Origin of the sequence: Citrobacter sp., from assembly GCF_050252275.1 — a bacterium.
In the GTDB taxonomy this organism is placed as follows: domain Bacteria; phylum Pseudomonadota; class Gammaproteobacteria; order Enterobacterales; family Enterobacteriaceae; genus Citrobacter_A; species Citrobacter_A amalonaticus.
Genome location: NZ_JBFWLF010000140.1, coordinates 1 through 11,435, shown reverse-complemented (window position 1 = coordinate 11,435; position 11,435 = coordinate 1). Strand labels below are relative to the sequence as shown.

The window sequence follows — 11,435 nt, the reverse complement described above, 5'->3', positions numbered from 1 at the left end:
TGCTGCGTTTAGTGAGCTGGCCGAATCCGGCGAAATATGTCTTCAGCTTCTGGGGCTTAATTGATTTAGCGACTATTCTGCCGTTGTATGTGATGTGGCTGTGGCCGGAAATCAGCCTCAATTACGTTTTTGCCTGGCGGGCTATGCGGGCCATTCGTATCCTGCGGATCCTTAAGCTGTTGCGTTTTATGCCTTCATTACGGGTATTCTGGCGGGCGATTATGAGTGCCCGGCATCAGCTGATTCTGTTTTATTCGTTTATCGGCATTTTGATGATTATTTTCGGCACGTTGATGTATCTCATCGAAGGACCGGAATATGGATTCACCACGCTGAATGCGTCGGTCTACTGGGCGATTGTGACCGTCACGACGGTTGGGTATGGCGATATTTCGCCACATACGCCATTGGGGCGGATTGTGGCATCAGTCCTGATTTTGATTGGCTATTCAGTGATTGCCATTCCTACTGGGTTGATCACCACGCATATGAGCATGGCGTTTCAAAAGCGGAATCAACAGCGCCAATGCCCACAGTGCCAGCAGAGCCAGCATGAACATAGCGCGAAATTTTGTAACCACTGCGGCAGTAAATTGCCGGACTAAATAAAAAGAGCCGCGATTGCGGCTCTTGTCTTTGATTATTCGCGCCAGAGAATATGGCAGAGCTTGTGATTTTTTTCGCGACACAGCAACACGCGGGCAAAAATATCGTTGATCTCGCCGTCTTCACTGTCTGCCAGACCAATCACCACTTCGGCAAAGAAGTCCGGGTTCAGGTCATAATCCACGTGATCCTGCCAGTCTTCTGACGGGTCAAATAACTCCGCGCCGCCGCGCTCCTCAAACTGCAGGTTGAACAGAATAATGTCCGCCGGGTCGAGGTTATCGGCCGCCAGTTCGAGAAAAATATCGTAAGCCTGCTCAAGCGTTTCGTCTTCAGTCAGGCGATTGTTCAGATCCATATCCATAGTGACTACCTGTTTACTGTCTCTTGGGCACGTTTTACAGCAACGGACTGAAGAAGTAAAACAGTCGCTCGGTGATCCGCTGCCAGAGCGGGCGTTTTAGCCACAAATTCGCGTCCAGCAGGCGAGAACGGGAGATATAATCGTCCTGCACAGCCGCCAGATCGCCGCCGAATCCGACGTCATCAATCACCAGCGTGATCTCAAAATTCAGCCACAGACTGCGCATATCCAGATTCACGGTCCCGACCAGACTGAGTTCACCATCGACCAGTACGCTCTTGGTATGCAACAGACCGCCTTCGAACTGATAAATTTTCACCCCGGCCGCCAACAGCTCGGTAAAGAAGGCGCGGCTGGCCCAGCCAACCAGGAGTGAATCGTTCTTGCGTGGCAGAATAATACTGACGTCCACACCGCGCTGCGCCGCTGTACAGATGGCATGCAGCAAATCGTCGCTCGGCACGAAGTAGGGGGTGGTCATAATTAAATATTCACGCGCCGAATAAGCCGCCGTCAGCAGCGCCTGGTGTATCAGATCTTCCGGAAAGCCTGGGCCGGAAGCGATGGTATGAATTGTGTGTCCGCTGGCCTCTTCGAACGGCATTATGTTGACGTCCGGCGGCGGAGGCAGAATGCGTTTGCCGGTTTCAATCTCCCAGTCGCAGGAATAGACGATGCCCATTGCGGTTGCCACCGGACCTTCCATTCGCGCCATCAGATCCACCCACTGACCGACGCCCGCATCCTGTTTGAAAAAGCGCGGATCCACCATATTCATGCTGCCGGTATAAGCAATATAGTTATCAATCATCACCATCTTGCGGTGCTGACGCAGGTCCATGCGACGCAGGAACACACGGAACAGGTTAACCTTCAGCGCTTCGACCACTTCGATACCGGCGTTGCGCATCATCGCCGCCCAGGGGCTGCGGAAGAAAGCGACGCTACCTGCAGAGTCCAGCATGAGTCGGCAATGGATCCCGCGTCGTGCGGCAGCCATCAGGGATTCCGCCACCTGATCCGCCATACCGCCGGGTTGCCAGATATAGAACACCATTTCGATGTTATGTCTCGCCAACTGAATATCGCGGATCAGCGCCTGCATCACATCGTCAGAATCGGTGAGCAACTGGAGTTGGTTGCCTTTAACCCCCGCGATGCCCTGACGACGCTCACAAAGTTTGAACAGCGAAGCGGCGACGCTGCTGTTCTCTTCGGCGAAGATATGTTTGCAGGCTTTGAGATCGTTCAGCCACTTTGCGGTGGATGGCCACATTGCGCGAGCGCGTTCTGCCCGACGCTTGCCCAGATGCAGTTCCCCGAAGGATAAATAAGCAATAATTCCGACCAACGGCAGAATATAAATGATCAGCAGCCAGGCCATCGCAGAAGGAACCGCGCGACGTTTCATTAAAATACGTAATGTTACACCGGCAATGAGCACCCAGTAGCCCAGAATGACCAGCCAACTCACCACCGTGTAGAAGGTTGTCATAGATTAAAAATCCTTTTGAAAGCGTATTGTTATGAGTTTACGCGTCATGATAAATCTGGCAAATAAAAACACGGCAAAAGCGCTAGCCTGCCTGTCTGTGGGGGGTATAATGCCCATTCTTGCACTGTAAGAGTAGGTATCATGAAGCGGAGTAGAACGGAAGTGGGACGCTGGCGGATGCTGCGTCAGGCCAGTCGCCGTAAAGCGCGTTGGCTTGAAGGACAGTCGCGTCGGAATATGCGGATCCACTCAATCAGAAAATGTGTCCTGAATCAGCAACGTAATTCGCTGCTGTTTGCGATCCATAGCCTCTGAGTGAACAGGGCACCGCATGCGGTGCCCAATGAACACGTCTTTCAGAACGTCTTCTTAAAGGGTTTCACTGAAACCTGCGCGTAAACCCCGGCGGCAACATACGGGTCAGCCTCGGCCCAGGATTGCGCCTCTTCCAGTGAGTCAAATTCAGCAATCACCGTGGAGCCGGTAAAACCTGCCGCACCGGGATCGTTACTATCTACCGCTGGCATGGGGCCTGCAGTCAGGAGACGTCCTTCGTCGTGAAGCAACTGTAGTCGTGCCAGATGCGCGGGGCGGACGGAAAGACGCTTTTCAAGTGAATTCGGGTTATCTTGCGCGTAGATGACATAAAGCACGGATAGGGCTCCTTGTTCGGTAAAAGTGCTAAATACGTTATTTGAAAGGCCTCTTTACTGCAACGCAAAGATGACAGCCTTGTTAAGGCCGTACAATTGTCAGGGAATTTTTAGGAGAAAAATGGCGCTTATGGCGATGGCTTATTGAATATGATTGCTATTTGCATTTAAAATTGGGTCCTGGTTTTTTAACTGAAACGATTATGACTTCAATGACCCTTGATTTACCTCGTCGCTTTCCCTGGCCGACACTACTTTCTGTCGGCATTCATGGCGCTTTAGTGGCGGGACTCTTGTATACCTCGGTACATCAGGTTATTGAATTGCCTGCCCCTGCGCAGCCCATCTCCGTAACGATGGTTTCGCCAGCCGACCTGGAACCACCGCAGGCTGTCCAGCCGCCGCCGGAACCGGTTGTCGAGCCTGAACCTGAGCCGGAACCGATTCCCGAACCGCCTAAAGAGGCGCCGGTTGTTATCGAGAAACCGAAGCCTAAACCCAAGCCCAAACCGAAACCGGTGAAAAAGGTACAGGAGCAGCCGAAGCGTGATGTCAAACCTGCCGAGCCGCGTCCGGCGTCGCCGTTTGAGAATACCGCGCCTTCGCGTCCGGCCACCAGCAAGCCGACGGTGAGCGTTCCGGCAGGTCCACGTGCGTTAACGCGTAACCAGCCGCAGTATCCGGCGCGCGCTCAGGCATTACGTATTGAGGGGCGGGTAAAAGTGAAGTTTGATGTTACGTCCGATGGCCGGGTGGACAACGTACAAATCGTGTCAGCGCAACCGGCTAACATGTTTGAACGTGAAGTGAAGAATGCGATGCGCAGATGGCGCTATGAAGCCGGTAAACCGGGTTCAGGGCTGGTCGTGAATATCGTCTTCCGTCTGAACGGCACCACGCAAATCGAATGATCATCTGGTGATAACGTAAAAGCCTCCGTAATGGAGGCTTTTTTGTGTTTATTCTACCGGTAGCGGGCGGGGTTTACCGTCTGGATCTACCGCGACGTAGATAAACAGTGCCTCTGTCGCTTTGTAGCGCTGGCCAATTGGCTCTGACGCCACTTTCTTGACCCAGACTTCAATATTGATGCTGACGGAAGTGGTTCCGCGCTTCACGCAACGGGCGTAGCAACATACCACATCGCCGACGGCAACTGGACGCAGAAAGCTCATTCCTTCCACGCGGACGGTCACCACCCGACCATGGGCAATCTCTTTGGCCTGAATAGCACCGCCAATATCCATCTGCGACATCAGCCAGCCGCCAAAAATATCACCGTTGGCATTGGTATCGGCAGGCATAGCCAGTGTGCGTAAAACCAGTTCGCCCTGCGGGGCGTGAGTTGTTGTTGTCATTGTAAAACCGACTGTAGAAAAAAATTTCAGGCGCGATGCTACTATGATTTTAGCATGGAGAACAGAGGGGAAACGCCCGCGAGACGGGCGTTTGGGTGATTAGAATGACATCGTTACGCCCGCATAGTAAGCGCGTCCGGGTTCGTTGTAGGTTGAGGCGCCATCGTTTTCACGATAGATCCGCTTGTCGAACAGGTTGCTGATCCCGGCGTTCAGGCGCAGGTTTTTCGTCATCTGGTAATTAGCGCCGAGTCCGACAACCGCGTAGGCACCTATCTCCTTATCCGACATGGCACCCGTTTCGTTGCGCGTTTCAGCATACTCGCGCGGTTTTTGTCGACCGTACTGCGTCCACTGTAGCTGCGTGGAGAGCTTGTCGTTCACCTGCCAGTCGAGCAGGGTGTTAATGGTGTATTTCGGGATCACGGAGAGCGGGTTACCGGTGTCCTTGTTCTCGGATTTGATCATATACGTCGCGTTTGTGCGCCAGCTTAACGTTTCCGGCACCAGCGGGATCACCACGTTACCTTCCAGACCTTCGACAATCGCTTTGCCACCATTTTCCCATTGCAGGATGTTATTTCCGTTGGAGGCGTAACCGATAATATCGGTCCCGGCGACGATTTTGTTCTTATAGTCATTACGGAACCAGGTGATTCCCGCATCCCACCCAGCGTAATTAAATTCCAGGCCGATCTCTTTGTTAATACTGATTTCTGGGTCCAGATCCGGATTACCCAGCAGATAACAACTGCCGGCGGCGATAGTATTCGGACACCCGTTGCCGCGCGTGGAGAGCAAATATCCCTCGCTGGACTGATACAGGTTTGGCGCTTTAAAGACGCGCGCAATCCCGGCTTTCAGCTTAAACAGATCGCCCAGTTCCTGCGATATATTCAGACTGGGGCTCCAGTTGCTGCCAAATTCGTCGTGATAGTCAAAACGGATCCCCGGAATAATATCCGTGCCAGGCCGCGCTTCGATATTATCTTCCAGATAGATACCGGTGAGCGTGGCGCTATTTTTGGTGCTGCGACTGGAGGCGTCACCGGAGACATTGCCAATCTGCACGCCGGATGCGCTGGTGGCCTGCATAGACGCCGGATCGTTGAGTTCGTCACGGTTCCACTCCGCACCCAGCGTCAGGGTTTGATCAACCAGCCAGAAGACAGGGATGTTGAGTTCTCCGGAAGAACGATAAGATCCCAGGCGGCTGGTGGCGTATTCGGTGTTATTGATCATCCCTTCCACTTTACCGGTCGAGCCTTCCTGCATCCGGGTATTGTTGGTTTTTTCGTAGTAGACGCCGAATGTAGACTGTCCCCAGTCCCAGATGCCGTTATGCGTCAGCCCCCACGACTGACGATACATCCGGTTGGTTTCATCGCCGTAAAGGGTACTGACCAGCCCGTCAGGACTGACGTTGGCGTTGCTATACTGCGTATCCCCGGCATAGATATTGCCCTGACGGCTGTAGCTGTAGTCAAAATCAACAATTTGCTGTGGCGTCAGTTTCCAGGAGAGCAGGGCGTTGATGTCTTTATTGCGCACCCCTTCGCGCCCTGCGGCATAGGATCCATTTTGCCGGGTATTGATATCCGCCGCATCGGCGTCAGTTTTGTTGATGTTGCCATACAAACGCATGGTGAGAACATCGTCAATGAGCGGGCCGCTCAGATTGACGTTCGCACGCCTGGTGGCACCTTCTTTGCTGTTCTCGGGCTGGTTGGTATAAAGAGACAGCGAGCCGTGCCAATCGTTCGTTGGTCGTTTAGTGATGATATTTACGACGCCACCCGCCGCGCCGGAACCGTAACGAGCCGCTGCCGGGCCGCGCAGCACCTCAATACGCTCGACCATCTCCGCCGGTACCCAGTTTGTGTCACCACGGGTATCACGCTCCCCGCGCCAGCTATAGCGCACCGAGTTCCGAGAGGTGACCGGCACGCCGTCAATCAGGATCAGCGTGTTTTCCGGACCCATGCCGCGAATATCAATCTGACGGTTATTTCCCCGACTGCCGCTGGCGCTGTTGCCCGTCAGGTTCACACCGGGCATGGTGCGAATAATATCGGAGAGGTCGTTGACCGGTGGGGATTTTTCAATGTCTTTGGCGGTGATAATAGAAACACCGGGTTGTTGCTTGAGAGCTTCTTCGGCAGTGGCCTGGACGACCATCGTTTCACCGTCGTTCAGAACGTCATCTGTGGCGAATGCATTTCCGCTTAATGCTGTGGCTATCAAAAGCGCCAGAGGGCGTGGAGAAATTTTTGTTATCGTATTCATCAACTGACATCCCAATTGTAAAAATTCGATACGGAATATCAATGATAATTATTCTCATTTCAATGTTGTGAAGGCAATCTCCATAATATCTTCATGATTCATGCAATTGAGGGCGAGTACGGTAGGGATTGCGCAGAAAGCAAAACCAGGCCTATGGGCCTGGTTGGATGAGCATTTACGATTTGTCTTCTTGCGGGAGATGGCGATAGATATAAACACCACTCAACAGGGTAAAGATCAACGTCAAGGCGGTGAGGCCGAATACCTTAAAGTTCACCCAGATGTTTTGCGGCAGCCAGAAGGCGATGTAGATATTGGCAAGCCCACACAGAATAAAGAAGATGGCCCACGCGAGATTGAGCTTCGACCAGACCGGTTGTGGCAGCGTCAGTTCTTTACCCAGCATGCGCTGGATCAGCGGCTTTTTCATGATCCACTGGCTAACCAGAAGCGCACCGGCAAACAGGCCGTAAATCACCGTCACTTTCCATTTAATAAACTCATCATTATGGAAGAAGAGGGTTAACCCGCCGAACACGGCCACCAGAACAAAGGTGATCAGCGCCATTTTTTCAACTTTACGATAGCGAACCCAGCTGTAGATGAGCACGATAGCCGTTGCGACAATGAGTGCCGAGGTGGCCGCATAGATGTCGTACACTTTGTAAAAAACAAAGAAGACAACCAGCGGTAAAAAATCAAGAAACTGCTTCATTCTTCGATTCCGTAATCAAACGCGTCGGGCATTACTGCCGGCGACGCAGACAGGGTTATTGGCGAATCAACATATACAGACGGAACAGGTAGATGAGCAATATGGCGGAGATCAGATTGCTCAACGTATTCGCGATTACGGCGCCAACGTTAGGGTCAAGCGCAGCAAAGCTGGAGGCAAACAGCAACAGCAGCGTTTTTGCCAGCAGCCAGCCCATCACCGCCGGGGCGACCAGTCGCATATTAGACCACGCCATACGCATACTGTTGCGCATGGCGGCGAATACGCCCATTTTATCCTGCACCAGCATAATCGGCGCCAGCGCCAGCAGGATAGCTAACAGGATTCCGGGAACGACCACCAGCATAATTCCAAGCTGTACCAACAGGGTGGTCAGCAAAATCAGGATGAAAAGGCGCGGCAGGATCGGCGCACTGGCACCGATCGCGCGCAGGGCGCTGACGCGATGACCGGCTGAAATTAACTGAATCATCAGCAGCACGCCGCCAGCCATCACCGCATTACCGATCAGACCAGAAAACGTTGATGCCGCAGAGGCGCGCAACAGGATCTGTTGCTGCTCCGGCGTCATGTTTTGCACCAGCTCGAACAAGCCTACGCTTCCCTCAAGATGATCCCCTTCACTTAACTGTGCAATCTGCGCATCGCTGGGTGAGAAGGCATGCCCTAATACCACCGTTATGAACGCGCACAGCAGCGAGATCAGCAGGATGGTTAAAAATTGATTACGGAAAAAATTCCCGGTGTCACGGTATACAGATTTCGCCGTGATAGACATGCACTCTCCTTGAGTTCTGCAGGTGTTGTTAAGCATGCAATTGTACCCTGGATAACGGCGCAGTGGCAGCATCAAGGGGTGTATGGAAAAGCATATCTTTGTAAAGCCAGAGTAATTTGCTCAACAAATCTACGGGGAGTCAGTTTTAACAAACGCAAAAAACGCAAGAAATGCATTCATCATAGAAATATTAAAAATTGATCTGATTCCAATAATGGTATTTTCAATACCACTTCTACTTTAATCTGGATCAACAAACATTGAATTTGATAGTCGAATGTGACTCTGGAGAGATCACTTATTACTCCAATGTAGGTATATTTGTAACGTATTTATAACCATAACGATGGAGCGGATATGAAAAAATTAACAGTGGCGGCGTTGGCAGTATGTACACTTCTCTCTGGCAGCGTTTACGCGCATGAAGCTGGCGAGTTCTTTATTCGTGCCGGTTCGGCGACGGTAAGACCGACGGAAGGTGCGGATGGAACGTTAGGCCATTTAGGCGGCTTTAATGTCAGTAACAACACGCAGTTAGGTTTGACATTCACTTATATGGCGACCGATAACATCGGTGTTGAACTGCTGGCGGCAACGCCATTCCGCCATAAAGTAGGCACGCAGGCGACCGGTGATATCGCCACCGTTCATCACCTGCCGCCAACCCTGATGGCGCAGTGGTATTTCGGTGATTCCAGCAGCAAACTGCGTCCTTATGTTGGGGTTGGTCTTAATTACACGACCTTCTTTAATACTGATGTTAATAAGAATGGCGAAGAGACCGGCGTTTCCGATTTGAGTCTTAAAGACTCCTGGGGGGCAGCAGGTCAGGTCGGTATGGACTATCTGATCAACCGTGACTGGCTGATTAACATGTCAGTCTGGTACATGGATATCGATACCACCGCAGACTACAAACTCGGCGGCGTTAAGCAGCACGACGATATCCGCCTCGACCCGTGGGTATTTATGTTCTCTGCCGGTTACCGTTTCTGATTGGCTTAAAAAAAGACCCCGTATTTACGGGGTCAACAGGGACATGACACACACGGTTTTATCGTTGTACTTGCTTATGCTTTGTCCTTAGGTTCGCCATCGCCCAGCTCAGCGCCGGTTAATGGGTCTGCGTTCGGATCGGACTGGGTTCTTTTCGCCATCGCTTTGACCATCGCCTGTTGCTCTTTGGTCAGTTTGACGGTCGCCAGGCCATCTCCGCCATCCACGGCAGGCTGCGGATCGGCAACATAATCGAAATAATCATCGCTGTTCCAGCTTCCACGCGGATCGTCGCCTTGTGACATGTTGTAATACACATTCGTGTATTGCTCGACCGGTGGCAGTTTGCCCGGCGGAAAATTATTACGAATAGAGTAGAGCGCCTTTTCAAAGGAGAGCTGGTGTGCCGCTTCGCGCGTCATCAAAAATGCCAGTGCATCCTTAACACCGGGATCGTCCGTTACGTTGATCAGGCGTTCGTAGATGATTTTAGCGCGTGCTTCAGCCGCGATATTGGAGCGTAAATCGGCTGTCACTTCGCCAATCGTATCGATATACGCTGCAGTCCAGGGCACACCGGCGGAGTTAGTGAGGGCCGGACCGCCGCCATACAGCAGCGAGGTGATATGGCTGTCATTCCCATTTGCCGTTAAGGATCGGTAGAGTTCGGCTTCATTTTCCGTCCCCTCGGCCAGTGCGCCTTTGGCCCCTTTATTCAGCATCCCGACAAGGGAGCCGATGATTTCAAGGTGACTCAGTTCTTCGGTCGCAATGTCCATCAGCATCTCTTTGCGTCCAGCATCATCATCACCCAGGCCCTGAGTGAAGTAACGACATGCCGCAGCCAGTTCGCCCTGTGGGCCGCCAAATTGCTCAAGCAAAAGATTCGCTAAACCAGGGTTAGGCTCGCTGACTCGCACCGTATATTGAAGTTGCTTAACGTGTCGAAACATTATGCCTCCTGATGTATTTGTTATTTTTTGGCTTCTACGCCGTCAGTTTCCGAGCGCAGTAAAAATTGTTCCGTCGTTTGCGGAATATGCTTAATCAGCCAGTCAGCCATTTGTTTCTCTTCATTGAGAATAGATTCAATAGCCGGAATTGAGGCGGTATCGCCTGCTTTTTGCGCCGCAGCAAGCAGGGAGGTATAGCAGGCAATTTCGAATTGTTCAAAAACATAACCGCTGATCGAACCTTTTACGATTTCATCAGATGGAAAAATACCACCAATGGATTGTCCCAACGCCGCCATTTTACTCATGGAATCTTTAATGACAGAACGTGAGATATTATTGCGGTCGAGGATCTCTTCCAGAATCGTAATTTGATGTTTGGTTTCGCTAATATGTTGCTCAATTCTCGAGCGTAGATCAGGATAGTTATCGATACGACCCGCCATGGATTCCAGCATCGATTCGGCTTGTTTTTCCATAGCATGGGCGTCACGAAGCCAGTCATGATAATGTTCGATAGCATTCATTTGTAATGTCCTCTGGGAATGAATTAATTAAAAGCGGATATTTAATAACCAGGATAAAAATAATTCAGGATTTATTTTGCGCTTTCTGATTCACGTTGCCGATGGCTAAATCGGTCAGTTTAATATCGGTTGCTTTCTCTTCTTCCAGGGTTTCATTCAGCAGTTTCACTGCTTTGCGATAGCCCAGTTGCTCTGCGAGAGTGGCAAGAGTGCCGTAGCTGGCAATCTCATAGTGCTCAACTTTCTGTGCGGCGGCAATAAGCGCAGCGTCACGCACTTCGTTTTTCTCGGTGCTCTCAATGACCTCGTTGGCCTCTTCGATCAGACCTTCCATCGCCACACACTTCATGCGTTTTACTTTAATACCCGCTTCGGATTCAACGATCTGATCAATACGTTCAATTTGCCCTTGGGTCTCTTCAAGGTGGGACTGAAATGCCTGACTTAATTTTTCACTGGAGGCAGCTCTGGCTAATTTCGATAGCGCCCGAGTCAATTGTTTTTCTGCGCTGTAGGTGTCTGAAAGCAGGTGGATAAAAACATCTTCAACAGTTTTAATATTCATCTCTATTCTCCTAGGATGATACTGCGAGTCGAAAGACTCGCAGCGTTCGTAAACGATAAATCTTAAAAATTATAAAAAAAAAGGATGTCTACGATTTGTCGGATTTATTTCCGCCACG

At 51.3% G+C, this 11,435-nt stretch carries 14 protein-coding genes and 1 pseudogene; 4 read left to right on the top strand and 11 right to left on the bottom strand.

The window, feature by feature from the left end; translation table 11 throughout:
* On the top strand, window positions 1–605 hold a 605-nt coding region (locus AB7E14_RS13210), incomplete at its 5' end, for an ion transporter (RefSeq protein WP_428169590.1).
* Between the two features lie 35 nt (window positions 606–640).
* Here AB7E14_RS13210 and AB7E14_RS13205 read toward each other — a convergent pair.
* Both AB7E14_RS13205 and cls read right to left on the bottom strand, forming a co-directional pair.
* Entirely contained in the window at window positions 641–970 is a 330-nt protein-coding gene (locus AB7E14_RS13205; protein ID WP_043000512.1) for an HI1450 family dsDNA-mimic protein, read from the bottom strand.
* Between the two features lie 34 nt (window positions 971–1,004).
* Complete coding sequence (cls, locus tag AB7E14_RS13200; protein ID WP_043000513.1) at window positions 1,005–2,465, bottom strand: cardiolipin synthase; 1,461 nt, start codon at window positions 2,463–2,465, stop codon at window positions 1,005–1,007.
* A gap of 141 nt (window positions 2,466–2,606) precedes the next feature.
* On the opposite strand from cls, the gene AB7E14_RS13195 reads away from it, so the two are divergent.
* Window positions 2,607–2,780 (top strand): YciY family protein, encoded by a 174-nt coding sequence (locus tag AB7E14_RS13195; RefSeq protein ID WP_086512586.1) that lies wholly within the window; start codon window positions 2,607–2,609, stop codon window positions 2,778–2,780.
* 41 nt (window positions 2,781–2,821) lie between these two features.
* On the opposite strand, the gene AB7E14_RS13190 is transcribed toward AB7E14_RS13195, so the two are convergent.
* On the bottom strand, window positions 2,822–3,118 hold the full coding sequence (locus AB7E14_RS13190; RefSeq protein ID WP_043000514.1) for a YciI family protein: 297 nt from the start codon (window positions 3,116–3,118) through the stop codon (window positions 2,822–2,824).
* A gap of 203 nt (window positions 3,119–3,321) precedes the next feature.
* On the opposite strand from AB7E14_RS13190, the gene tonB reads away from it, so the two are divergent.
* Window positions 3,322–4,029 carry a TonB system transport protein TonB gene (gene tonB, locus AB7E14_RS13185; protein ID WP_316961718.1) on the top strand — a complete coding sequence of 236 codons (708 nt, stop codon included), beginning with the start codon at window positions 3,322–3,324 and terminating at the stop codon, window positions 4,027–4,029.
* Window positions 4,030–4,077: 48 nt separating this feature from the next.
* Here the strand turns inward: tonB and yciA are convergent, their stop codons facing one another.
* The 5 genes and pseudogenes from yciA to AB7E14_RS13160 form a co-directional block, all read right to left on the bottom strand.
* The gene (gene yciA / locus AB7E14_RS13180) at window positions 4,078–4,476 is read right to left on the bottom strand and encodes an acyl-CoA thioester hydrolase YciA (protein WP_043000515.1); all 399 of its coding nucleotides are present in this window, start codon (window positions 4,474–4,476) and stop codon (window positions 4,078–4,080) included.
* Window positions 4,477–4,575: 99 nt separating this feature from the next.
* A complete protein-coding gene (locus AB7E14_RS13175; protein ID WP_316961717.1) occupies window positions 4,576–6,762 on the bottom strand; it encodes a TonB-dependent siderophore receptor in 2,187 nt (728 codons plus the stop codon).
* 175 nt (window positions 6,763–6,937) lie between these two features.
* Window positions 6,938–7,477 carry a septation protein A gene (locus AB7E14_RS13170; protein WP_043000517.1) on the bottom strand — a complete coding sequence of 180 codons (540 nt, stop codon included), beginning with the start codon at window positions 7,475–7,477 and terminating at the stop codon, window positions 6,938–6,940.
* Window positions 7,478–7,532: 55 nt separating this feature from the next.
* A complete protein-coding gene (locus AB7E14_RS13165; protein ID WP_044327867.1) occupies window positions 7,533–8,276 on the bottom strand; it encodes a YciC family protein in 744 nt (247 codons plus the stop codon).
* Between the two features lie 28 nt (window positions 8,277–8,304).
* Window positions 8,305–8,382, bottom strand: a pseudogene (locus AB7E14_RS13160) (YkgJ family cysteine cluster protein); the annotation flags it as partial.
* A 251-nt stretch (window positions 8,383–8,633) separates the two neighbouring features.
* Between AB7E14_RS13160 and ompW the strand changes: the two are divergent.
* Window positions 8,634–9,272 (top strand): outer membrane protein OmpW, encoded by a 639-nt coding sequence (gene ompW / locus AB7E14_RS13155; protein ID WP_054176248.1) that lies wholly within the window; start codon window positions 8,634–8,636, stop codon window positions 9,270–9,272.
* 74 nt (window positions 9,273–9,346) lie between these two features.
* On the opposite strand, the gene AB7E14_RS13150 is transcribed toward ompW, so the two are convergent.
* The 3 genes from AB7E14_RS13150 to AB7E14_RS13140 form a co-directional block, all read right to left on the bottom strand.
* Window positions 9,347–10,225, bottom strand: a complete 879-nt coding sequence (locus AB7E14_RS13150; RefSeq protein WP_044267184.1) for a manganese catalase family protein — start codon at window positions 10,223–10,225, stop codon at window positions 9,347–9,349.
* 20 nt (window positions 10,226–10,245) lie between these two features.
* Complete coding sequence (locus tag AB7E14_RS13145) at window positions 10,246–10,752, bottom strand: ferritin-like domain-containing protein (RefSeq protein ID WP_043000521.1); 507 nt, start codon at window positions 10,750–10,752, stop codon at window positions 10,246–10,248.
* 64 nt (window positions 10,753–10,816) lie between these two features.
* Window positions 10,817–11,317, bottom strand: coding sequence for a ferritin-like domain-containing protein (locus tag AB7E14_RS13140; RefSeq protein WP_109740285.1), 501 nt, complete (start codon window positions 11,315–11,317; stop codon window positions 10,817–10,819).
* Window positions 11,318–11,435 lie beyond the last annotated feature (118 nt).